Origin of the sequence: Pseudomonas sp. FeS53a (assembly GCF_000931385.1) — a bacterium.
Classification (GTDB): Bacteria; Pseudomonadota; Gammaproteobacteria; order Pseudomonadales; family Pseudomonadaceae; genus Metapseudomonas; species Metapseudomonas otitidis.
Genome location: NZ_JYFT01000008.1, coordinates 69,071 through 91,411, shown reverse-complemented (window position 1 = coordinate 91,411; position 22,341 = coordinate 69,071). Strand labels below are relative to the sequence as shown.

The following is a 22,341-nucleotide window of genomic DNA, read 5'->3' as shown; positions in this document are numbered from 1 at the left end:
CCACGCAATGCGTGGCCTTTCTCGTTCAAGCAGCGAGCCCGGTCAGGGCTGCTTCTGCGAATCCATCTTCAGCACCCCATCCTCGAAGATGTTCAGCTTCTGCTGCAGCTCCTTGGGCTGCATGGGTTCCGCCCCTGAAGCCGGCTGCCCACCGGCGGGTGCAGCGGCGCCGGGCGCTGATGCCGGAGCATTGGCGGGCGCGCCCTCTTTGCTTTGCTGAGGTTCGCCCTCGATGTCGCGCTGGGCACGCTTGGTCAGGACGATGATGTCGATGCGACGGTTCACCGGGTTGAGCGGGTCCTTGCGGTCGAACAGGGCCGACGAGGCATAACCCACCACGCGCGCCACCTGCTCATCCGGGTAACCACCTGCAACCAGGGTGCGCCGCGCTGCGTTGGCACGGTTGGCGGACAGCTCCCAGTTGCCGAACTCGCCATTACCGGCGAACGGCTTGGCGTCGGTATGGCCACTGACGCTGATCTTGTTCGGCACCGCCTTGATGGTCTCGGCCAGGATCAACAGGATGTCCTCGAAATACGGCTGCAACCGCGCGCTGCCCAGGTCGAACATCGGCCGGTTGGCGGCGTCCATGATCTGAATACGCAGGCCGTCCTGGGTGATCTCGAAGAGGATCTGGTCCTTGAACTTGCGCAGTTCGGGGTTCTCCTCGACCTTGTTCTGCAGCTCCTGTAGCAGCATCTCGAGGCGCTCGCGCTCAACCTGCTCGGCCAGGTTCTCGGCCTGGGTCGGGTCGACCTGGCGAGTCTGGATCTGCTCGTTGCTGGAAGGGTCGACGGACTGCTCCTGGGCGTCGGGGGCGTCCTTCAGCTCGGGGTTCAGGGTGCGGTCGGGTGCGGGAGTCGGGGTACCGCCCAGGTCGATGACATAGGGGCTGGCGCTCTCAGTGAAGCCGATCGGGTCCTGGAAGTAGCCGGAGATCGCCTTCTTCTGTTCAGGCGTGGCTGACGACATCAGCCAGAGCACCAGGAAGAACGCCATCATCGCCGTGGCGAAGTCGGCGAAGGCGATCTTCCAGGCGCCCCCATGGTGGCCGGCCGCGCTCTTCTTGACGCGCTTGACGATGATCGGCTGGTTGTTGTCCATGCTCGGTCTTCAATCAGCTGCCGCGGACGGCCTGTTCGAGCTCGCTGAAGCTCGGGCGATGCGCCGGGAACAGGACCTTGCGCCCGAACTCGACGGCCAGGGACGGCGGCATCCCCGACGCGGAAGCCACCAGGGTGGCCTTGATGGCCTCGTACAGGTTCAGCTCTTCCTTCGCGTCGTGCTCAAGGCTGACCGCCAGCGGGCCGAAGAAGCCGTACGCCGCGAGAATACCGAGGAAGGTCCCCACCAGAGCCGCCGCCACGTGCTGGCCGAGTTCCGACTGGGCCACCTGGCCCAGCAGCGCCATGGTCACCACGATGCCGAGTACCGCCGCCACGATGCCGAAGCCCGGGAGGCCGTCAGCGATCCGGTTGACGGCATGGGCCGGGTGCTCCAGTTCTTCCTTCAGGCTGTTCAGCTCCATGTCGAACAGGCCTTCCAGCTCGTGGGGGGCCATGTTCCCGGAAGACATGATGCGCAGGTAGTCGCTGATGTAGGCCACCATCCCCGCATCCTTGAGAATGGCCGGGTACTTGCTGAAGATCGGGCTCGCGTTGGGGTCTTCGATGTCGGCCTCGATGGCCATCATCCCTTCACGGCGGCTCTTGTTGAGGATTTCGTAGAGCAGGCGCAGCACTTCGAGGTAGAACGCATGGGTGAAGCGCGAGCTGAACATCTTCAGCGACTTCTTCAGCACGTGCATGAAGGTGCTGCCGGGGTTGGCCTGGAGGAAGGCGCCCAGCGCCGCACCGCCGATGATCAGCACCTCGAAGGGCTGGATCAGCGCGGCGATCTTGCCGTGTGAAAGAACGTAGCCACCGAGCACGGCGGCGAAGACGACGATGATGCCGATTATCTTTGCCATAGAGAGAAGGGAGTTTCCGGGTGAAAACAGGGCCGCGAATACAGCCCTTCTAATTATCGGAACTTATGCGCCAGACTATAGCCAGTTAAGGCGAAAAGCCAGTTCGGCACAAACCTCATGAAGACCTCAAAGCCCGTCCCCACAAGCCTCGAAGGCTGGATCAAGCAGCTCGACGGTGTTCGCCTGCCGATCCCTGCCGCCAGCCACGAGCGGGTGCGTCGGGCCCTGGGGGACAGCCGCCGTTCGTTGCGCGACATCGCCGACATGATCCAGGACAGCCCCGCCCTTGCCCTCAGCCTGATGCGCGAGGCGAACCGCACGGCGACAGCACTGGGCGGCCCGGCGGAAAGCCTCGAGGTAGCCCTGACCCGCCTTGGCCTGAAGCGCTCCGAAGAGTTGCTCAACCGCCTGCCCGCCGTTGCCGAACACGACATTCCCCTGCCCCTCCGTCAGATCCTGTTGATCAGCCAGCACGCATCCCAGCAGGCCAACGGCCTGTTCGCCGCCCGACTGGCCAGGCTGTGGCAGGAGATCCACTGGAACAGCCTGCTCTTCCTCTCGCCGCTCTGGCCGCTGCTGGCGCTCTATCCCGAGCTGTTCAGCGCCTGGGAAAAGCGCGTACTGGTGCGCGGCGAGCCCGCCCGCCAGGTCGAGCGCGACCTGCTCGGCGTTCCCGTCCTGCGCCTGTGCCAGGCCCTTGCAGAGCATTGGCGACTGCCGGAGTGGATCACTGAAGGCTACCGCCTGCTGAATACCCAGCAGCGCATGCTGGTCAAGGCGCTGCACATTGCGCGCGACAACGAGCATCCGCTGCACCAGCAGCAATTACTGGATGCCGATACCGACCTGCGCCGCTGGCTGACCCAGCCCGCCAACACCGTGCTGCTGGCCAACGGTCTGGCCATCTCGGCCCACAACTCCTGGACCTGCGACCACAGCCTGCGCTGGCAGCGCCTGACAGGGCTCTACATGCAACTGCCCCTGGCGGACGTACAGCAGCTCATCCACCAACAGGCCGCGGAGAGCGCCCGCCACCACGCCGCGCCCGAGCTCTGGCACCCGGCGCAAGGCCTCATCTGGCCGTGGGGCACCAGCCGCTGGCCGGTCGATGCGGCCAAACCGGCACCGCCGCCCCCGGCCGCCCTGCAGGAATGGCGCACCCTCTGCACCCAGCTGCTGCAAGAGCCGAGCACCTTCGCCAATATCGTCCAGCTCACCGCCTGTGCCCGTGACGCACTTGCCGCCTGCGGCATGCGCCGCAGCCTGCTCCTGCTGGTGGACAAGACCCAGACGCGCCTGATGGTCCAGCAGAGCGGCGGCCTGCCCAAGGAGGCAGCCGGCCTGCAGCTGGACCCGGCCCAGAGCCAGGTCCTCAAGCGCCTGCTTGCCCAGCCGGGCCAGTTGCGCCTGAGCCCGGAGAACGCGGCGCAGTACTCCGCCTTCATCCCCGGCAACCTCAAGGCCCTGTTCCCGGCCGATCACCTGTTGCTGCGCTCCGTGGCGGCCAATGGGCGGGTGGTGCTGCTGGTGGTTGCCGATCAGGGCGGCCAGCCGTTCTCCGACATCGGCTTGCAGGCCTTCGGAAAGACCATGCAATGCATCGAGCGTGCCCTGCTTGGCTTTGCCAGTCGCGGGCGCTGACCTTTCCGCTACAATCTCCCGCTTTCCGCCCTTACCGGAGCCCGTCATGCCTGCCTTTGCCGGCCTGCCATTGGTCATCGAGCCCGCCGACCTGGCCGCACGCCTGGATGCCCCCGAGCTGATCCTGGTGGACCTCACCAGCGCCGCCCGCTATGCCGAGGGCCACATCCCCGGCGCCCGCTTCGTCGACCCCAAGCGCACCCAGTTGGGCCAGCCCCCTGCCCCCGGCCTGCTGCCGGCCAAGGCTGACCTCGAGGCACTGTTCGGAGAACTGGGCCATCGCCCCGACGCGGTCTACGTGGTCTATGACGACGAAGGTGGCGGCTGGGCCGGGCGCTTCATCTGGTTGCTGGATGTGATCGGCCACCCGCATTACCACTATGTCGATGGTGGCCTGCATGCCTGGCTCGCCGACGGCCACGCCACATCCAGCGATACCCCCACACCCGCCGGCGGCCCGCTGCCCCTGGTGCTTCACGACGCCCCGACCGCCACCCGCGAGTACCTGCAGAGCCGCCTCGGCGCAGCCGACCTGGCGATCTGGGATGCCCGCAACCCCGCCGAGTACGCCGGCACCAAGGTGCTGGCTGCCAAGGGCGGACACATCCCCGGCGCGGTCAATTTCGAATGGACCGCCGGCATGGACCCGTCGCGCGCGCTGCGTATTCGCCGCGACATGCCTGAAATCCTCAACCGGCTGGGCATCACCCCCGACAAGGAAGTGATCACCCACTGCCAGACCCACCACCGCTCCGGCTTCACCTACCTGGTGGCCAAGGCGCTCGGCTACCCCCGCGTGAAGGGCTACGCCGGCTCCTGGTCGGAGTGGGGCAACCACCCGGACACGCCCGTCGAGGCCTGAGGCCCCGGAACCCAAGGAAAGACCATGAAAGAACGCCTGTTCATCATCAGCCAGTACCTGCTTCCCCATCACCTGCTCTCGCGCCTGGCCGGGTGCGTGGCCGAATGCCGCATCCGCTGGTTCAAGAACGCCTTCACCGCCTGGTTCGCCCGCCGCTACCAGGTGAACATGAACGAAGCGCTGGTCGAGGACCTCACCGCCTACGAGCATTTCAACGCCTTCTTCACCCGCGCACTCAAGGACGGCGCCCGCCCGCTGGACAGCACCCCCGGCGCCATTCTCTGCCCCGCCGACGGCGCGGTCAGCCAGCTCGGCCCGATCGAACACGGCCGCATCTTCCAGGCCAAGGGCCACAGCTTCAGCGTGCTGGAGCTGCTGGGCGGCGATGCCGAACGCGCAGCCCCCTTCATGGGCGGCGACTTCGCCACCATCTACCTGTCGCCCCGCGACTACCACCGCGTGCACGCCCCGCTGGCCGGCACCCTCCGCGAAATGATCTACGTGCCGGGGCGCCTGTTCTCCGTGAACCAGAGCACCGCCGAGAACGTGCCGGAGCTGTTCGCCCGCAACGAGCGCGTGGTCTGCCTGTTCGACACCGAGCGCGGGCCGATGGCCGTGGTACTGGTGGGCGCGATGATCGTCGCCTCCATCGAGACCGTCTGGGCCGGCCTGGTGACGCCGCCCAAGCGCGAGCTGAAGACCTTCCGCTACGACGAAGCCGCACGGGCACCGATCAGCCTGGAAAAAGGCGCCGAACTGGGTCGTTTCAAGCTCGGCTCCACCGCCATCGTGCTCTTCGGGCCCGAGCAGATCCGCTGGGCCGAAGGCCTGGCCGCCGGTAGCGCGGTGAGCATGGGCCAGCTCCTGGCACTGCCGAAGGAAGCCTGACCGCAAGGCCCTGGGACGTTGAACGCGCGGCCACCCGGCCTGGTCCAACGTCCCATAAGCCCGCTCGACACGCCTGTCCGCGCGATACCGCCACCGGCCTCTCGTTAGGCTGCGGCGACCCGATGATGCTGCTAGAGTGCGAGAGACAGTTCCCACACGCCTGGCCCGTTGCTGTTGGAGTACCCGAGTTACATGGACAAGCAGAGTCCCCACCTGTTATTGCGTGTTCCGACTCCGAGCAAGCAGAGCCTGTCCCTCTGTGAAGCTACGCCCCGCGATATCAAGCGCTGGATCTCCCTGCTGCCCAAAGCCAACATCGGCGAGACTGCCCGTCAGCTCTACCAGGCGCTGGTGGAGCTGAACCAGCTCATCACCCCCAGCGACAACCGCCTGCACCTGCTGGAACTGATCCGCCCCGAGGTGTACTTCGTCTGCCAGCACCTCGAACGCCACTTCCTCAACCAGGCCATCGTCCTCGACGAACGTCCGCGCAAGGTGGCCAACCTGTGCCAGGCCCTGCAGAACCACCTGGCCATCGGCTACAAGCAGATCGTCGTGCAGGAAGCCCAGCGCCAGGCCCGTGACGGCCAGCAACTGCTGACCATCGCCCTGCAGCGCGCCATGCACAGCCTCAACTCCGCCCTCATCCGCGCCAGCCAGCTGTACTGCCCGGTGCCGGAAGGCCTGTGGCTGGAACTGCACCAGCTCTACCAACTGGCCAGCAGCCGGCAGGTTCACCGCGTCGTCGTGCGCGACGGCCTGGCCCGCCACACCGAAGGCCTGAGCGTCGAACAGACCTACCTAGTCGCCCTGCTGCTGGGCTGCGCCCGCTGCAACCAGATGCGCCAGAACAACATCGCAAAGCTCGCCGAAGTGCTGGAGCCCTGGAGCGCACTGGTGCGCCTGCAAGGCGCCGAACTGGCCTCCAGCCTGTTCGCCGTCGCGCCGCAGGTCGACGGCCCGCCCCGCTACAAATCGCTGTTCCAGGCCAGTGAAATGGCAGGCCTGCTGGGCATCGACCCGCTGCCGCTGGTGGATGCGATCAAGCACTACCTGACCCTCGCTACCGAAGACCGCGCCCAGGCGCGCCTGCTGGTACCGGAAGGCATCAGCGTCGACCTCCTGCAGCACCTCAGTTCCGCCTGGGGCGACATCTCCGAGCGCACCTTCCAGCGCACGCCCGGGCGCGGCGCGCTGACCCTCTGCATCGGCATGAGCGCCCTGCACTTCTTCCTCTCCGGCAAGCAGCCGTTCGGCGCGATCCTGAAGATCAAGGAAGCCGGCCAAGCGGTCTTCAAGCCGATCAACAAGGACGAAGGCGACGTCTGGAACACCGCCTTCGACGCCCAGCCGCAGAACTGGGACGAAGGCCTGCCCTACGAGGAAATCCAGTACAGCAAGCCGGTCACACCCGGCGATACCAGCACCCAGCCAGAACCCACGGCCAGCGGCGAGAACTACCCGACCTTCGAACTGACCATCGTCAACCACAGCCCCGGCGGCTACTGCCTCAGCTGGCCCAAGGAAGTCCCCAGCCAGCTCCAGGCCGGCGAACTGCTCGGCGTGCAGGACGCCCCCAGCCAGGGCTGGAGCGTCGCCGTGGTGCGCTGGATCCGCCAGGTACGTGGCGGCGGCACCCAGATGGGCATCGAGCTGATCGCTCCCCACGCCCAGCCGTGCGGCCTGCAGCTGCTGCGCAAGGCCGACCAGCACAGCCAATACCTGCGGGCACTGCTGCTCCCCGAGATCTCGGCCATCTCCCGCCCGGCGACCCTGATCACGCCGCGCCTGCCGTTCCAGGAAGGCAACAAGGTGCAGATCAACATCCACGGCGACGAACGCCGTGCCGTCCTCACCAGCCGACAGACCTCGACCGGCAGCTTCAGCCAGTTCGAATACCGTCCGTTCGAGCAGCCGACGGAGCAGCACGGGAAGCCTGTCACAGCTTCGGGAGAGCGCGGATCGGGTGGGGACGAAGACTTTGACTCGCTCTGGAAGTCGCTGTAGATTCCCCAGCCACTCCCATTTGTCGCCATTTAGCGCCCGTTCGGCGCGGTCTAAGCACACGCCATGGCAATCGAGAAGAAAACCATCCGTCTGCTGATCCTGGAAGACTCGCAGAACGAAGCCGAGCGCCTGGTCAGCCTTTTCCGTAACGCCGGACGCGCCACCCGCGTCCATCGCCTGGTGTCCAGCGAAGACCTCGCCGAAGCCCTCCAGCAGACCTGGGACCTGCTCATCGCAGCCCCCGAGAGCGAGAACCTCTCCCCCGGCGAAGCCCTCGGCGCGATCCGTCGCCAGTCAAAGGACATCCCCTTCATCCAGCTGGTGCAGGACAACGACCCGGACCTCGTCACCGAAGCCCTGGCCCTCGGCGCCCAGGATGCGGTGCCCCAGGGCGAGGACGAGCGCCTGGTGCTGGTGGCCAATCGCGAACTGGCCAACCTCGAGGAACGTCGCGCCCGCCGCGCCGCTGAGGTGAGCCTGCGCGAAGCCGAGAAGCGCTGCCAGCTGCTGCTGGACAGCTCCGTGGACGCCATCACCTACGTCCACGACGGCATGCACATCTATGCCAACCGCGCCTACGTCGAGATGTTCGGCTATGAAGATGCCGACGAACTCGAAGGCATGCCGATGATCGACCTGATCACCGGCGACGACCAGGCCGCGTTCAAGGACTTCCTCAAGAACTACCGAGACGGCGAAGGCAACAGCGAACTCACCTGCTCCGGCTGCAAGGTCGACGGCCAGGCGTTCCAGGCCCGCATGAGCTTCTCCCCCGCCACCTACGATGGCGAACCCTGCATCCAGGTGGTGATCCGCGCTGAAGTCGCCAGCGCCGAACTGGAAGAGAAGCTGCGCGAGATCAGCAGCCAGGACCTGGTCACCGGCCTGTTCAACCGCAACCACTTCACCGAGCTGATGGATGCCGCCGCCGAGCGCGCCGTCAACGCCGGGCAGCCCGCGAGCCTCGCCTACATCCGTGTGGACCGCTACTCCGCCCTGCAGGCGGACATCGGCATCGGCGGCAGCGACCTGGTGCTGACCGACCTGGCCAACCTGCTGCGCACCCACTTCCCAGCCGACGCCCAGCTCGCCCGCTTCAGCGACGACGTCTTCAGCGTGCTTCAACCCGGCCTCAGCCCGGAGCAGGCTCGCGACGGCCTCCAGGCCTTGCGCAAGAAGGTGGAAGGCCATCTGTTCGACGTCAGCGGCCGCACCGCCCAACTGACCCTGTCCATCGGCGTCGCCGGCCTCAACGAGACCACGCCACGGGCGGAAGAGGTCATCGACCGCGCCCACCGGTGTGCCGACGAGATCACCGACGGCAACGACGTGCGCCTGTACGACCCCGCCAGCGAACTGGCCGCCGCCGCCAGCCGCGGCAACCTGGTGGCCATGGTCCAGCAGGCGCTGGAAACCAACAGCTTCCGCCTGCTGTTCCAGCCCATCATCAGCCTGCGTGGCGACAGCCACGAGCACTACGAAGTGCTGCTGCGCCTGCTCAGCCCCCAGGGCGAGGAAGTGCCGCCGGCCGAGTTCCTCGGCGCCGCGCGGGAAGCCGGCCTGGCCGAGAAGATCGACCGCTGGGTGATCCTCAACTCGGTCAAGCTGCTGTCCGAGCACCGCGCCAAGGGTCACAGCACCCGCCTGTTCGTGCACCTGTCCGGCTCCAGCCTGCAGGACCAGACCCTGCTGCCCTGGCTGAGCGTCGCCCTCAAGGCCGCACGCCTGCCTTCCGACGCGCTGATCTTCCAGTTCAGCGAGCCCGACGCCATCGCCTACCTGAAGCAGGCCAAGGCCCTGACCCAGGGTCTGGCAGAGCTGCACTGCAAGGTGGCGCTGAGCCAGTTCGGCTGCGCGCTGAACCCCTTCAACACCCTCAAGCACCTGAACATCGACTTCGTGAAGGTCGACGGCTCCTTCACCCAGGACCTGGGCAAGGCCGAGAACCAGGAAGCACTGAAGACCCTGCTGGCCAGCCTGCACGCCCAGGCCAAGCTGACCATCGTGCCCTTCGTCGAGAGCGCCAGCGTGCTGGCCACCCTCTGGCAGGCCGGGGTCAACTACATCCAGGGCTACTACCTGCAGGGCCCCAGCCAGTCGATGGACTACGACTTCTCCTCCGGAGACGAGTAAGCCTTCAGCCACACACGAAAAAGCCGCCCTCGGGCGGCTTTTTCGTGCCTGGATGGCCGGACTCAGTCCTGGCCGTCGCGGTCGCGGAACCCCAGCAGGTAGAGGATGCCGTCCAGCCCCAGGGTGGAGATGGCCTGCTTGGCCGACTGCTTGACCAGCGGCTTGGCACGGAAGGCCACGCCCAGGCCGGCCAGGCCCAGCATCGGCAGGTCGTTGGCGCCGTCGCCCACGGCGATGGTCTGCTCCAGGCGCAACCCCTCGCGCTCGGCCAGCTCGCGCAGCAGGTCGGCCTTGCGCTGGGCGTCGACGATGGGCTCCACCGCCACGCCGGTCAGCTTGCCGTCGACGATCTGCAGCTCGTTGGCGAACACGTAGTCGATGCCCAGCTTGGCCTGCAGCTGCTTGGCGAAATAGGTGAAGCCCCCGGAGAGGATCGCGGTCTTGTAGCCCAGGCGCTTGAGCTCGGCGAACAGCGTCTCGGCGCCCTCGGTCAGGCGCAGGGAGGCACCGATTTCCTGCAGCACGTCTTCGGAAAGCCCCTTGAGCAGCCCCAGGCGCTCCTTGAAGCTGGCGCGGAAATCCAGCTCGCCGCGCATCGCACGCTCGGTGATCTCGGCCACCTGATCACCCACACCGGCCGCCTTGGCCAGTTCGTCGATGACCTCTGCCTCGATCAGCGTCGAGTCCATGTCGAACACCGCCAGGCGGCGGTTGCGGCGGAACACCGAATCGCGCTGGAAGGCGATGTCGACGTTCAGCTCCTGGGCCACGCTGAGGAACTCGGCCCGCAGCGCTGCCGGGTCGGCCGGCTCACCGCGCACGGAGAACTCGATGCAGCCCTTGCCCTGGCTGTCGGGCATGTCCAGCGGCATGCGCCCGGACAGGCGGTCGATGTGGTCGATGTTGAGGTCGTACTTCGCGGTGATGGCGCTGACACGCTGCAGCTGTTCGGCAGTGACCTTGCGGGTCAGCAGGGTGACGATGTGGCGGGCCTTGCCCTGGCCGCCGACCCAGGTCTGGTAGTCGGCTTCCGACACCGGCGTGAAGCGCACCTGCTGGTCCAGCTTGTAGGCGGTGAACAGCACGTCCTTCAGCACCGACGAGGCCTGCTCGGTCCCGGGGATCTCCACCAGGATGCCGAACGACAGGGTGTCGTGGATGACGGCCTGGCCGATGTCGAGGATGTTGACGCCGCCCTGCGCCAGGACGCCGGTGATCGCCGCGGTCAGACCGGGCCGATCCTCACCGGTGATGTTGATCAGGACTATTTCGCGCAAGGCGCACCTCCTGCAGTGGAAAAGGCGCACATTCTACCCACTTTCCCGGCCCGGCGAGCATGCCGGCCGCTTTGCCCTGCGGGGGGCGCTCGCTATACTGCGCCCCAATTCCGTCCGAGAAGAGCCGAGCTCTGTGAACCGGCCCACGTCCGTCAAACCCGACAACTTCTTCCTGCTGATCTTCAACGCCCTGCGCCAGCGCCGTGTGCCGATCGCCTTGCGCATCGCCAGCCACAGCCTGCTCCTGGTTGCCCTGGCGCTGGTGATCTACGCCTGGGTGATGGGCATGCAGTTCCGCCAGGCCATGCAGCAGCAGGCCGACGCCCTCGGCCAGAGCCTCACCGCGCAGACTGCCGCGTCCGCCACCGAGCTGCTGGTGTCCAACGACATCCTCAGCCTCAACGTCCTGCTCAACAACCTGGTGAAGAACCCGCTGGTAGCCCACGCCGCCATCTACAGCGTGGACAACCGCATCCTCGCCGAGGCCGGCTCGCGGCCCAAGCAGGGCCTGCTGGGCGAAACCACCGGGCTGTACTCCACCCCAATCACCTTCCAGGAAGTCATCGCCGGGCACCTGCGCCTGAGCCTGGACATGCAGCAGTTCCAGCAGCCGATGACCATCAGCCTGCAGAGCATGGGCCTGTTGAGCCTCATCCTGCTGGCCCTGACGCTGTCCCTCAGCCTGCGCCTGGGTCGCCACCTGTCCACGCCGCTGCTGCAACTGCGGGTGTGGCTGCGTGACCCGGACGACCCCGCCCCCGGTGCCGGCCGCCAGGATGAGCTGGGCGACCTCGCCCGCCAGCTCCAGGCCCGCCTGGTGCCGGAGAAGCCCGAGCCGGAACCCGAGCCCGAGCCGGACTACCCGGAACTCGAAGATGAAGACCTCCAGCCCGAGCCCGGCCTGGAAGACGAAGAAGACGGCTTCGAGGTCCGCGACCTGCGCGACACCCGCTACGACGTCGAGGACGAGCTGCCCAGCCGCCTGTTCACCCCGGACGATGACGATCCCTTCGCCGAGCTTCGCCCGGTGGAGGAGCCGCCCCGTGCGCCGGCCGTCGAGCCCCCAGCACCGGTGCAACCCAGCGTGCCCCAGCGCAGCGCCGTGCTCGCCGTGCAACTGGGCGCCCAGGACCAGCTGCGCCGCCTGCCGCGCTCGCGCCTGCTGGACCTGCTGCAACGCTACCGCGACTGCCTCGACCAAGCCGCCACCCTCTACCAGGGCGAGCTGCACACCCTCAACGACGGCAGCAGCCTGATGCTGTTCCACAGCCTCGACAGCGGCGAGGACCACCTCACCCATGCGCTGTGCTGCGGCGAGCTGCTGCGTGCCCTGGGCCACGCCCTGCAGATTGAGGTGGCCGACAGCGGCATCACCCTCCAGCTGCAGCTGGGCCTGACCCTCGGCGACAGCCTGGCCGGCATGAGCCAAGGCGACCTGCTGCTGGACGACGTGACCCAGGCCGCCCTCGCGCTCAGCCAGCACAGCCGCAACCTGCTGCTGGTGGACCGCGCCATCGCCGATGACGCGCTGGTGCGCCAGCGGGCGCGTGTGCGTGCCATCGCCAGCCCCGAAGGCGCCTGCTGCGTTGAACGCCTGCTGGAACCCTACCCCTCGCTGCTGGAACGCCAGCTGGCCCGCATGCACGAAGCCCGGCACTGAGCCGGGCGCCACGGAACGGCAACATGACCACACTGATCACCCATCCCCTGCCGGTGCTTGCCGTGGGCATCGCCCTGGGCAGCCGGGTCATTCCCCCGCGCCTGCTGCTGGCCGGCCTGATTGCCGCCTGCCTGCCGGACGCCGACGTGCTCGCCTTCAAGCTGGGCATCGCCTATGCCGATGCCTTCGGCCACCGGGGATTCAGCCATTCGCTGCTGTTCGCCGCGCTCTGCGCCGCACTGGCCGCCCTGCTCTGTCGCCCGCTGCGCTGCGGCCCCCTGAAGGCGGGCCTGTTCGTCGGTCTGGCGGCCCTCAGCCACAGCGCCCTGGACGCACTCACCAACGGCGGCCTGGGTGTCGCCTGGTTCTGGCCGTGGAGCCAGGAGCGCTACTTCCTGCCCTGGCGCCCCATCGAGGTCTCGCCCTTCATCAAGGGCTTCTTCAGCGCCCGCGGCCTGGCCGTGCTGGGCTCGGAAGCCCGCTGGGTCTGGCTGCCCTGCCTGGCTGTCGCGCTGTCCGGCTTCACCCTGCGCCACCTGCTGCTGCGCTCGCCGCAACGCGACCACGCCTGAACGCCCGGCTGAAAAAAAACGCCGCGCTCCCTGGGGATGCGCGGCGTTTTCACAGGTGGAACGGCACACCGCTAGAAGCGGAACACCTCCACATCGGTACGCACCGGAGCCGCCATCGGGATCTTCGGTTGCGCCGGCTCCCGGCTGTTGCGCGCGGGCGCGGGGCTGGGCTTGCGCGTCTCCCCGGCAGCGGGCGCAGAGGCCTGGCCCTCCAGGGGCTTCACGGCACCCGCCAGTTGCTCGGCCAGTTGCTGCAGCAGCTGGCTCTGGGCGCGAACCTGATCGCCCGCCGAACCGTCATGGGGCTGCTCCAGGCGCACCAGGCGGCTGTCACGCAGTTGGCCGGCCTTGTCCAACACCCGCCACTGGGCTTCCAGCACCGCCGGGCGCTGGGGGCCGGAGTCCAGGCGGTTGATGCTCAGCAGCACCTGGGCATCCGGGGTGAAACCCGGGTTGGCAGGGGCCAGCACCAGGCGCTGGCTGTCCAGGCGCCAGGCCAGTTGGCGCAGCAGGAGCTGGTCGATGTCACCGGCCAGGCTGCCGGCCCAGCGCCCCTCGGTGGAGGCGGTCAGGCTGCCGTCGGGCTGGCGTTGCAGAAGGGTTTCGCGCTGGAGGTAGTCCGCCACGGACACTGGGCCCAGCAGCACGGCCATGCCGGCAGCCTGGGAGGGCAGCTCGGAGTTGCCGGTCTCCAGCTGGTAGAGCGGCGCGGGTGGGGTGTGGACGCAACCCGCCAGCCCCAGGAGGCTGGTCAGCAGCGCCAGGAGTGGAAGTCGTACGACGTTCATCTGTCTGCTCTTCCGGGCCGCACGCGGCGGCCCTGTTCGAATTCATCTCGGGGCGCCCGCCATGGCGGGGCCGTCAGGGGGCACTATCATCCGCCAATGCGGCGGACGACTCCAGCCTCGCGCGTCGAATGGCAGGCGCCAAGGCTCCGCCGGGCGGTCAGCCCGGCAGCTCCACCTGCAGTGCATCGACCCGCTGGAAGCCACGGGGCAGCTTGTTGCCACGCCGTCCGCGCTCGCCCTTGTAGTGCTCCAGGTCGTCGGCCTTGAGCGACAGCGTGCGCTTGCCGGCCTGCAACACCAGGGTGGCGCCAGCGGGCAGCACGGCCAGGTCGGCCAGGTATTCCTCGCGGCTGGCAACGCGCTCGCCGGGGATGCCGATGATCTTGTTGCCCTTGCCCTTGGCCAGCTGCGGCAGGTCCGCAACCTTGAACAGCAGCAGGCGCCCTTCGGTGGTCACGGCGGCGAGGCAGTCCTCCTCCAGGCTGCCGAGAGGTCGCGGCGCCATCACCCGCGAACCTTCCGGCAGGCTGACCAGCGCCTTGCCGGCCTTGTTCTTGGCCTGCAGGTCGGCGCCCTTGACCACGAAGCCGTAGCCCGCGTCCGAGGCGATCACGTAGAGCGCGTCGTCGTCCGGCAGCAGCACGCATTCGAAGGTGGCCCCCGGCGGCGGCGTCAGGCGGCCGGTGAGCGGCTCGCCCTGGCCACGGGCGGACGGCAGCGAATGCGCCGCCAGGGAGTAGCTGCGGCCGGTGGAGTCGATGAACACCGCGAACTGGTTGGAACGGCCCGGCGCTGAGGCCTTGAAGCCGTCGCCCGCCTTGTAGGAAAGCCCGGTGGCGTCGATGTCGTGGCCCTTGGCGCAGCGCACCCAGCCCTTCTCCGAGAGCACCACGGTGACCGGCTCGGTGGGCATCAGTTCGGTTTCCGACAGGGCGCGGGCCTCGGCACGGGCGACGATCGGCGAGCGGCGCGCATCGCCGTAGGTCTCGGCGTCCTTGATCAGCTCCTCGCGCACCAGCCTCTTCAGCTTGGCGTCGCTGCCCAGCAGGGCCAGCAGCTTCTTCTGTTCCTTCAGCAGCTCGTCCTGCTCGCCACGGATCTTCATCTCTTCCAGGCGGGCCAGTTGGCGCAGGCGGGTGTCGAGGATGTAGTCGGCCTGGGCTTCGCTGAGCTGGAAGCGCTCCATCAGCACCGGCTTGGGCTGGTCCTCGGTGCGGATGATGTGGATCACCTCGTCGAGGTTGAGGAAGGCGATCAGCAAGCCATCCAACAGGTGCAGGCGCTTCTCCACCTTGTCCAGGCGGAACTGCAGGCGGCGGCGCACGGTGCCGACGCGGTAGGTCAGCCACTCGGTGAGCAGGGTGCGCAGGTCCTTGACCTGGGGACGCCCGTCGAGGCCGATCACGTTCATGTTGACCCGGTAGCTGGACTCCAGGTCGGTGGTGGCGAACAGGTGCTGCATCAGCTCGTCGGCATCCACGCGGTTGGAGCGCGGGATGATGACGATGCGGGTGGGGTTCTCGTGGTCCGACTCGTCGCGCAGGTCGGCCACCATGGGCAGCTTCTTGGCCTGCATCTGGGCCGCGATCTGCTCCAGCACCTTGGCGCCGGAGACTTGGTGGGGCAGCGCGGTGACGACGATGTCGCCGTCCTCGACGCGGTACACGGCGCGCATGCGCACCGAGCCACGGCCCGTTTCGTAGATCTTCAGCAGGTCGGCACGCGGGGTGATGACCTCCGCCTCGGTGGGGAAGTCCGGGCCGAGCACGTGTTCGCAGAGCTGCTCGACCGTGGCCGAGGGCTCGTCCAGCAGGTGCACGCAGGCACTGGCCACTTCCCGCAGGTTGTGCGGCGGCACGTCGGTGGCCATGCCCACGGCGATGCCGGTGGTGCCGTTGAGCAGCAGGTTGGGCAGGCGCGCCGGCAGGGTCAGGGGCTCCTGCATGGTGCCGTCGAAGTTGGGGCCCCAGTCCACGGTGCCCTGGCCCAGTTCGGAGAGCAGCACCTCGGCATAGCGGGACAGCCGCGCTTCGGTGTAGCGCATAGCGGCGAAGGACTTGGGATCGTCCGGCGCACCCCAGTTGCCCTGGCCGTCCACCAGCGTGTAGCGGTAGCTGAAGGGCTGGGCCATCAGCACCATGGCCTCGTAGCAGGCGGAGTCGCCGTGGGGGTGGTACTTGCCGAGCACGTCGCCCACGGTACGGGCGGATTTCTTGTGCTTGGAGTCGGCATCCAGGCCCAGCTCGCTCATGGCGTAGATGATTCGCCGCTGCACGGGCTTCAGGCCGTCGCCGATGTGCGGCAGGGCGCGATCCATGATCACGTACATGGAGTAGTTCAGGTAGGCCTGCTCGGTGAACTCGGCCAGGGAACGGCGTTCCACGCCTTCCAGGGAGAGATCGAGGGTTTCGCTCATGCGTGCCTCACGGTGTCAGGTGTTGGCGCAGCACCAGAGTGCCGTCGCGCTGTGTGAATTCGAGCTGCTTGAGGGCGCTCATGCCGAGCAGCACCTCGTCGCCATCCATGCCGGGAGCGATGATGGCGGGCACCTGGGCAAGGTGGATGTCGCCCAGTTGCAGCTCGTCCAGATGGGTGCGATGGCCGGTGGTGCGGCCATTCGCGGTACTCAGGGTGATGGGCTCGCCGCGCTTGAGCGCCAGGCGCCGGGCCAGCGCTTCAGGCACGGCAACGGCGGTGGCGCCGGTGTCCAGCAGGAAGGTCACGGCCTGCCCATCGATACGGCCATTGGCGAGGTAATGCCCCTGGCTGCCACTGGCCAGGCGCACTTCCACATAGCCATCGCCACGGGTGGAGGTGGGCGCCTGGTTGGGATTGCGCTTGCCGTCTTCCCAGCGGCCGAAGAAGTGTGTGGCCAGGAGCATGGCAATGCCCCAGGCGAGCACCAGCATCACCCGGCCCACACGCTTGCCCGGCGCCTGCTGGGTCATGGTGCTTCCCAGCCTCCGGTCGGCTTGGCAAAGCGCCACACGATCGGACGCGACTCGCCGTCGGCGCGCACGCTGGAGCCGTTGTCGACGCCGATCCAGGCGCCGTCGGCGTCGACCACCAGCGCCTCGGCCATGCCCCAGTCCACGTCGTAGCGACGGGGCTCGGTGAGGGCTTCGGCGGCGAACGACCAGCAGCGCTCCACCAGGCCCTTGGCCGGATCGCGGCGACAGACCTTGTGGGCATGGCGCTCCAGGGTGAACAGCTTGCCCTTGTACAGCGACAGGTCGGCGAAGTCCTTGGCCATCGGTACCGCACGCCCCAGGGTCGGCGGCGGGGTGTCCTCGCCGGCCTCGCTGAAGATCACGCAGCCCCCGGAGCACGACCAGGTGGACTGCTTGCGGTGCACCACCATCAGCCCACGGCGCTCGCGTTCGGCGGCCAACCACAGGCGCTCCCCGGCGGGGTCGATGGCGATCCCTTCGAGCAGCGCATTGAAGTGCAGCAGCATGCCACTGGCGCGGGCCTGGCGGACCAGGCTGTCCGGCAGGCGCAGCCAATCGGCGGTGCCTTCCGGGCGAACCTGCAGCACGGCGGCATGGGCTTCGCTGAGCAGGTAGCGGTTGCCGGCGGCATCACAGGTGATGCCTTCCAGGTCCAGTTCGTTGCCACGGAACAGGTTCATGAACCAGGTGCGTGTGCGCACGCCCCAGGGCAGGCCGCTGGGCGGCGGCGGCGGTGCCTCGAAGGCTTCCGCACGCGCCTGCAGGACGCCGTCCACCGGCTCCAGCACGAACAGGCGGTCATCCACCCGGTCGGACACGCTCTGCAGCGCCTTGCCACAGACTGCCAGGCCGGACAGGTTGCCGCCGTCCATGCCCGCCACCGGGTACTCGGCCACCAGCCGCAGCTCTTCCACCGGGGCAGCGGCCCACAACGACGGGGCGGACAGCAGCAGGGCGAGGAACAGGCCCGCCCTCACACCTGGACCTCGACCAGGTTGCCCTTGGATTCGAGCCAGCTCTTGCGGTCGCTGGCGCGTTTCTTGGCCAGCAGCATGTCCATCATCTCGTGGGTCAGGCTGCCGTCATCGAGGGTCAGTTGCACCAGGCGCCGGGTGTTCGGGTCCATGGTGGTTTCGCGCAGCTGCAGCGGGTTCATCTCGCCCAGGCCCTTGAAGCGGGTGACCTGGGGCTTGCCACGCTTCTTCTCGGCCGCCATGCGGTCGAGGATGCCGTCGCGCTCGGCGTCGTCGAGGGCGTAGTGGACCTCCTTGCCCAGGTCGATGCGGTATAGCGGCGGCATGGCGACGTAGACGTGGCCGGCTTCCACCAGCGGGCGGAAGTGACGCACGAACAGGGCGCAGAGCAGCGTGGCGATGTGCAGGCCGTCGGAGTCGGCGTCGGCGAGGATGCAGACCTTGCCGTAGCGCAGCTGGGACAGGTCGCTGGAGCCGGGATCGATGCCGATGGCCACGGCGATGTCGTGGACCTCCTGGCTGGCGAGCACTTCGCCGCCGTCGACTTCCCAGGTGTTCAGGATCTTCCCGCGCAGCGGCATGATCGCCTGGAATTCCTTGTCCCGGGCCTGCTTGGCGGAGCCGCCGGCGGAGTCACCTTCCACCAGGAACAGCTCGGCGCGCATCGGGTCCTGGCCGGCGCAGTCGGCCAGCTTGCCGGGCAGCGCCGGGCCCTGGGTGATCTTCTTGCGCTCGACCTTCTTGCCCGCCTTGAGGCGGCGGCCGGCGTTGCTGATGGCCAGTTCGGCCAGTTGCAGGCCCAGCTCGGGGTGGGCGTTGAGCCAGAGGCTGAAGGCATCCTTGGCGACGCCGGAGACGAAGGCGGCCGCCTCGCGGGAAGACAGGCGCTCCTTGGTCTGCCCGGAGAACTGCGGGTCCTGCATCTTCATCGAGAGGACGAAGGCGATGCGCTCCCAGATGTCCTCGGGGGCCAGCTTGACCCCGCGTGGCAGCAGGTTGCGGAACTCGCAGAACTCGCGCATGGCGTCCAGCAGGCCCTGACGCAGACCGTTGACGTGGGTGCCGCCCTGGGCCGTGGGAATCAGGTTGACGTAGCTCTCCTGCAGCGACTCGCCGCCCTCGGGCAGCCACAGCAGGGCCCAGTCCACCGCCTCCTTGTCACCGGCCAGGCTGCCGACGAACGGCTCGTCGGGTAGGCGCAGGTATTCGCTGACGGCGTCCACCAGGTAGGAGCGCAGGCCGTCCTCGTAGTGCCATTCGACGCGCTCGCCGGCGGCCTTGTCCTCGAAGGTGACCAGCAGGCCCGGGCAGAGCACGGCCTTGGCCTTGAGCACATGCTTCAGCCGGCTGACGGAGAAGCGGTGGGAGTCGAAGTACTTGGCATCCGGCCAGAAATGCACACTGGTGCCGGTGTTGCGCTTGCCGACGGTGCCGATGACTTCCAGGTCGCTGGCCTTGAAGCCATCGGCGAAGGCCATGCGGTATTCGTTGCCCTCGCGCTTGACGCGCACTTCCACACGGGTGGACAGGGCGTTCACCACCGAGATGCCCACGCCGTGGAGGCCGCCGGAGAACTGGTAGTTCTTGTTGCTGAACTTGCCGCCGGCATGGAGCTTGGTGAGGATCAGCTCGACGCCGGGCACCCCTTCCTCGGGGTGGATGTCGACGGGCATGCCGCGGCCGTCGTCGATCACTTCCAGGGAGTTGTCCTCGTGGAGGATCACCTGGACGCTCTTGGCATGGCCGGCCAGGGCTTCGTCGACGCTGTTGTCGATGACTTCCTGGGCCAGGTGGTTGGGCCGGCTGGTGTCGGTGTACATGCCCGGGCGCTTGCGCACCGGGTCCAGGCCGGAGAGGACTTCAATGGCATCCGCGTTGTAAGTGGCCATGGATTCCCTTTCGTTCAAAGGTCGGAAAAATCGATGTCCCGCCACTGCTGGGCGGGGAAACCGGCATACGCCAGCAGGGCCGGCAAATGGGCGGGGAAGCGCTGGAACCCATGGTCGCCGCCGGCCTCGATGCGCAGGGCACAGGCACGGTAGAAGCGCTCGGCTTCGCGGTAGTCCAGGGTTTCGTCGGCGGTCTGCAGCCAGACCTGGTAGCGGCTGGCGTCCTGCGGAGGTGCCACTTCCAGCGCTGCCAGGGCGTCCACATGGGCCTGGGTCAGCTCCCATTCCTCGCCGCTGTAATAGTTTTTCTGCGGCCCGAGGCGGCCCTCGAACAGCCGGTGCGGGTTCACCGCCGGGTTGATCAGGATGGCCTTGAGCCCGTGCCGCTCCGCAAGGTGGGTCGCATAGTAGCCGCCCAGTGAGCTGCCGACCAGCACCGGCCGGCCCAGCTCGGCGAGGGCCGCCTCCAGCTGCTCGATGGCCTGGCGCGGGCCATGGTGCAGGGCCGGCACGCGCAGCCGCTCGGCCTGCCCCATGCGCTGCATCAGGGCAGTGAGCTGGAGGGCCTTGCGGGAGTCGGGTGAGCTGTTGAAGCCGTGGATATAGAGGATGGCGGGGGCGGCGGTGGGCACGTGGCGTCCTGGGGTGTGTGGCTGGCAGTCGTACTTCTTGCCGTGCCTCGGCGCCAAGGTCAATAACCTTTGACGCTGTAGTCCACTTCGAAATCGATTCCGGTGACCCGCGATACGCCGGTCTCCAGGCGGCCATCGCCGTGCAGCCTGAGCCAGCGATAGCCCGGGGCCTCACCGCCGACCTGGAACTCCTCGCTCCCCGGCGCGAACTGCACGCAGGTGGAGGGAGAGGCCAACAGGCGCACGCCGTCGCGCAGCTGGTCGAACTCCTGGTGCACATGGCCCCAGAGCACGCCGCGCACATTGCTGAAGCGCGCCAGCACCTCGAACAGGGCGTCCGGGTTGCGGATGCCGATCGGGTCCATCCAGCGGCAGCCGATGGGCACCGGGTGGTGGTGGAAGCTCACCAGCACATGGCGATCGCCGGCTTCTCTCAGCGCCTGCTCCAGCAGGGCCAGCTGGGCGGGCGGGAAATGCCCGGGCACGGCACCGCCGATGGTGGAATCCAGCAGCACCACGCGCCAAGCGGGGAAGTCGATCACCGGTTGCAGCAGGTCGCTGTCGCGGCACACCTGCTCCATCACCTGGACCTCGTCGTGATTACCGGGGAACCAGCGGCACGGCGCGGGAATGCGGGCACAGAGATCACGGAAATGGACGTAGGACTCGGGACTGCCGTCCTGGGACAGGTCACCCGTGGCCAGCACCAGGTCGATGGCGGGCTGTTCCTCCAGCACCTGGTCGATGACGCGGCTCAGGCTGTCGTGCGTATTCATGCCCAGCAGCCGTCCTTCTTCTTCGGCGAAGAGGTGGCTGTCGGACAACTGCACGAGCAGGACCGAAGGAGCAGCGGCGTGGCGGTTCGCGCTGGACAAGACAGTCTCCTGGGGGTGAATGCCACGAATTATGGTGGCACAAGCGTGACGCGGTAAACCCGAGAACCGGGAATGGTTCACAGTTAGCGCGCCCCGGGAGATGGGCGGAAAGAAGTTTCCTACAAGACGACGGGTTCGACTTCGTGACCACAGGCCAGGCAGTGGGACAGCCACTCACCCAGGAAGAGGTTCAGCTGGCTCTTCTCGTCCGGCTGGTGCATGTCGACATTGGGGTAGGGATAGAAGCTGCGCAGGCGCCGTGCGTTCTCGGCGGCGACCACCTCGGCCATGCGCGCATCGTGGTACACGCGGACCTCCAGCTGCGGGGACGGCAGCCAGGGCAGCGGCAGCTCCTGGCGCACCTTCAGCGTGGTGGTGTAGGAGCATGCCTCCACCACGTCCAGCGCCAGCACCCCCAACAGGTGCTCGCCCTGGCTCAGGGCCACGCGGCGCGAGGCCTGGGCCTCGCGCATCTGGGGCAGCAACCGCATCAGCCGGGCGTAGTTGGCCTCACAGGCGGCTTGCAGCCCGGCCAGGTCCACCCGGTAGCGGTCGCGCAACAGGTTCACGTCCACATCCCCCGTACTTCGTCGCGGTTCAGCGCCAGCCATTGCAGGGCAATGATGGCGGCAGCGTTGATGATGCGCCCCTCGCGCAGGGCGGCCAGGGCATCGGCGAAGGACAGCACGTGGACACGGATGTCCTCCCCCTCCTCCGCCAGACCGTGTACGCCACCGGCACCCTCTGCGGTGCAACGGCCTACGTACAAATGCACGAATTCGTCGGAGCCACCGGGTGAAGGATAGTAGGCGGTGATGGGCCAGAGGGAGGTCAATGTCAGGTCAGCCTCTTCGACGGCTTCGCGTCGGGCCACCTCTTCCGGTTCCTCGGCCTTGTCGATGAGGCCGGCCACCAGTTCGAGCATCCAGGGGTTCTGGCTCTTCTCCATGGCGCCGACACGGAACTGCTCGATGAGCACCACCTCATCGCGTTGCGGATCGTAGGGCAGCACGCAGACGGCATCGTGGCGCACGAACAGCTCGCGGCTGAGTTCCGGGCCCATCTGCCCGGAGAACTGCCGATGACGCAGGCGCAGGCGGTCCAGGCGGTAGAAGCCGCGGAAACACACCTCGCGCTCAATCACGTCGATCGCATCAGGGCCGGGTTTGAAGGTGTCTGTCATTGCATCTCGCTCTTTCGGGTGGTTCTGCGTCCGCGCATCC

19 protein-coding genes are annotated in these 22,341 nt (G+C 67.6%); 7 read left to right on the top strand and 12 right to left on the bottom strand.

Annotation, left to right across the window (positions count from 1 at the left end):
- Positions 1-42 precede the first annotated feature (42 nt).
- Together motB and motA are read right to left on the bottom strand one after the other, a co-directional pair.
- Positions 43-1,104 (bottom strand): flagellar motor protein MotB, encoded by a 1,062-nt coding sequence (gene motB / locus SZ55_RS03100; protein ID WP_044401126.1) that lies wholly within the window; start codon positions 1,102-1,104, stop codon positions 43-45.
- 13 nt (positions 1,105-1,117) lie between these two features.
- Positions 1,118-1,969 carry a flagellar motor stator protein MotA gene (gene motA / locus SZ55_RS03095; RefSeq protein ID WP_044401123.1) on the bottom strand — a complete coding sequence of 284 codons (852 nt, stop codon included), beginning with the start codon at positions 1,967-1,969 and terminating at the stop codon, positions 1,118-1,120.
- Between the two features lie 117 nt (positions 1,970-2,086).
- On the opposite strand from motA, the gene SZ55_RS03090 reads away from it, so the two are divergent.
- The 5 genes from SZ55_RS03090 to SZ55_RS03070 all read left to right on the top strand — a co-directional run bounded on the left by SZ55_RS03090 (position 2,087) and on the right by SZ55_RS03070 (position 9,500).
- Positions 2,087-3,610 carry an HDOD domain-containing protein gene (locus SZ55_RS03090; protein WP_044401120.1) on the top strand — a complete coding sequence of 508 codons (1,524 nt, stop codon included), beginning with the start codon at positions 2,087-2,089 and terminating at the stop codon, positions 3,608-3,610.
- Between the two features lie 46 nt (positions 3,611-3,656).
- On the top strand, positions 3,657-4,472 hold the full coding sequence (gene rhdA, locus SZ55_RS03085; protein ID WP_044401117.1) for a thiosulfate sulfurtransferase: 816 nt from the start codon (positions 3,657-3,659) through the stop codon (positions 4,470-4,472).
- Positions 4,473-4,496: 24 nt separating this feature from the next.
- Positions 4,497-5,360 carry an archaetidylserine decarboxylase gene (asd, locus tag SZ55_RS03080; protein WP_044401114.1) on the top strand — a complete coding sequence of 288 codons (864 nt, stop codon included), beginning with the start codon at positions 4,497-4,499 and terminating at the stop codon, positions 5,358-5,360.
- Positions 5,361-5,552: 192 nt separating this feature from the next.
- A complete protein-coding gene (locus SZ55_RS03075) occupies positions 5,553-7,367 on the top strand; it encodes a hypothetical protein (protein WP_044401111.1) in 1,815 nt (604 codons plus the stop codon).
- A gap of 63 nt (positions 7,368-7,430) precedes the next feature.
- Positions 7,431-9,500, top strand: a complete 2,070-nt coding sequence (locus SZ55_RS03070; protein ID WP_044401107.1) for an EAL domain-containing response regulator — start codon at positions 7,431-7,433, stop codon at positions 9,498-9,500.
- Positions 9,501-9,562: 62 nt separating this feature from the next.
- Here the strand turns inward: SZ55_RS03070 and serB are convergent, their stop codons facing one another.
- Complete coding sequence (serB, locus tag SZ55_RS03065) at positions 9,563-10,777, bottom strand: phosphoserine phosphatase SerB (RefSeq protein ID WP_044401104.1); 1,215 nt, start codon at positions 10,775-10,777, stop codon at positions 9,563-9,565.
- A gap of 133 nt (positions 10,778-10,910) precedes the next feature.
- On the opposite strand from serB, the gene SZ55_RS03060 reads away from it, so the two are divergent.
- Together SZ55_RS03060 and SZ55_RS03055 are read left to right on the top strand one after the other, a co-directional pair.
- Entirely contained in the window at positions 10,911-12,437 is a 1,527-nt protein-coding gene (locus SZ55_RS03060; protein ID WP_044401101.1) for an AhpA/YtjB family protein, read from the top strand.
- A 23-nt stretch (positions 12,438-12,460) separates the two neighbouring features.
- Positions 12,461-13,009 (top strand): metal-dependent hydrolase, encoded by a 549-nt coding sequence (locus tag SZ55_RS03055; protein ID WP_044401098.1) that lies wholly within the window; start codon positions 12,461-12,463, stop codon positions 13,007-13,009.
- Positions 13,010-13,080: 71 nt separating this feature from the next.
- Here SZ55_RS03055 and SZ55_RS03050 read toward each other — a convergent pair whose 3' ends face one another.
- The 9 genes from SZ55_RS03050 to SZ55_RS03010 all read right to left on the bottom strand — a co-directional run bounded on the left by SZ55_RS03050 (position 13,081) and on the right by SZ55_RS03010 (position 22,301).
- Positions 13,081-13,797 carry a PqiC family protein gene (locus SZ55_RS03050; protein WP_044401095.1) on the bottom strand — a complete coding sequence of 239 codons (717 nt, stop codon included), beginning with the start codon at positions 13,795-13,797 and terminating at the stop codon, positions 13,081-13,083.
- A 157-nt stretch (positions 13,798-13,954) separates the two neighbouring features.
- Complete coding sequence (gene parC, locus SZ55_RS03045; protein ID WP_044401092.1) at positions 13,955-16,213, bottom strand: DNA topoisomerase IV subunit A; 2,259 nt, start codon at positions 16,211-16,213, stop codon at positions 13,955-13,957.
- A 7-nt stretch (positions 16,214-16,220) separates the two neighbouring features.
- The gene (locus SZ55_RS03040) at positions 16,221-16,745 is read right to left on the bottom strand and encodes a retropepsin-like aspartic protease family protein (protein WP_044401089.1); all 525 of its coding nucleotides are present in this window, start codon (positions 16,743-16,745) and stop codon (positions 16,221-16,223) included.
- Positions 16,742-17,725 (bottom strand): esterase-like activity of phytase family protein, encoded by a 984-nt coding sequence (locus SZ55_RS03035; RefSeq protein ID WP_044401086.1) that lies wholly within the window; start codon positions 17,723-17,725, stop codon positions 16,742-16,744. The genes SZ55_RS03040 and SZ55_RS03035 overlap by 4 nt, the downstream gene beginning before the upstream one ends.
- Complete coding sequence (gene parE, locus SZ55_RS03030) at positions 17,722-19,611, bottom strand: DNA topoisomerase IV subunit B (RefSeq protein WP_044401084.1); 1,890 nt, start codon at positions 19,609-19,611, stop codon at positions 17,722-17,724. Before parE ends, SZ55_RS03035 begins: the two co-directional genes overlap by 4 nt.
- A 14-nt stretch (positions 19,612-19,625) precedes the next feature.
- Positions 19,626-20,243, bottom strand: a complete 618-nt coding sequence (locus tag SZ55_RS03025; RefSeq protein WP_044401082.1) for a YqiA/YcfP family alpha/beta fold hydrolase — start codon at positions 20,241-20,243, stop codon at positions 19,626-19,628.
- Positions 20,244-20,302: 59 nt separating this feature from the next.
- Positions 20,303-21,118, bottom strand: coding sequence for a 3',5'-cyclic-AMP phosphodiesterase (gene cpdA / locus SZ55_RS03020; RefSeq protein ID WP_044401078.1), 816 nt, complete (start codon positions 21,116-21,118; stop codon positions 20,303-20,305).
- 119 nt (positions 21,119-21,237) lie between these two features.
- The gene (locus SZ55_RS03015) at positions 21,238-21,693 is read right to left on the bottom strand and encodes a DUF1249 domain-containing protein (RefSeq protein WP_044401075.1); all 456 of its coding nucleotides are present in this window, start codon (positions 21,691-21,693) and stop codon (positions 21,238-21,240) included.
- The gene (locus SZ55_RS03010) at positions 21,684-22,301 is read right to left on the bottom strand and encodes an NUDIX domain-containing protein (RefSeq protein WP_044401072.1); all 618 of its coding nucleotides are present in this window, start codon (positions 22,299-22,301) and stop codon (positions 21,684-21,686) included. The genes SZ55_RS03015 and SZ55_RS03010 overlap by 10 nt, the downstream gene beginning before the upstream one ends.
- Between the last annotated feature and the right edge of the window lie 40 nt (positions 22,302-22,341).

Excerpts from the sequence above, each read along its gene's own strand:
- motB (WP_044401126.1), bottom strand. The coding sequence starts at position 1,104 with ATGGACAACAACCAGCCGATCATCGTCAAGCGCGTCAAGAAGAGCGCG.
- motA (WP_044401123.1), bottom strand. The coding sequence starts at position 1,969 with ATGGCAAAGATAATCGGCATCATCGTCGTCTTCGCCGCCGTGCTCGGT.
- SZ55_RS03090 (WP_044401120.1), top strand. The coding sequence starts at position 2,087 with ATGAAGACCTCAAAGCCCGTCCCCACAAGCCTCGAAGGCTGGATCAAG.
- rhdA (WP_044401117.1), top strand. The coding sequence starts at position 3,657 with ATGCCTGCCTTTGCCGGCCTGCCATTGGTCATCGAGCCCGCCGACCTG.
- asd (WP_044401114.1), top strand. The coding sequence starts at position 4,497 with ATGAAAGAACGCCTGTTCATCATCAGCCAGTACCTGCTTCCCCATCAC.
- SZ55_RS03075 (WP_044401111.1), top strand. The coding sequence starts at position 5,553 with ATGGACAAGCAGAGTCCCCACCTGTTATTGCGTGTTCCGACTCCGAGC.
- SZ55_RS03070 (WP_044401107.1), top strand. The coding sequence starts at position 7,431 with ATGGCAATCGAGAAGAAAACCATCCGTCTGCTGATCCTGGAAGACTCG.
- SZ55_RS03055 (WP_044401098.1), top strand. The coding sequence starts at position 12,461 with ATGACCACACTGATCACCCATCCCCTGCCGGTGCTTGCCGTGGGCATC.
- SZ55_RS03050 (WP_044401095.1), bottom strand. The coding sequence starts at position 13,797 with ATGAACGTCGTACGACTTCCACTCCTGGCGCTGCTGACCAGCCTCCTG.
- parC (WP_044401092.1), bottom strand. The coding sequence starts at position 16,213 with ATGAGCGAAACCCTCGATCTCTCCCTGGAAGGCGTGGAACGCCGTTCC.
- SZ55_RS03040 (WP_044401089.1), bottom strand. The coding sequence starts at position 16,745 with ATGACCCAGCAGGCGCCGGGCAAGCGTGTGGGCCGGGTGATGCTGGTG.
- parE (WP_044401084.1), bottom strand. The coding sequence starts at position 19,611 with ATGGCCACTTACAACGCGGATGCCATTGAAGTCCTCTCCGGCCTGGAC.
- SZ55_RS03010 (WP_044401072.1), bottom strand. The coding sequence starts at position 22,301 with ATGACAGACACCTTCAAACCCGGCCCTGATGCGATCGACGTGATTGAG.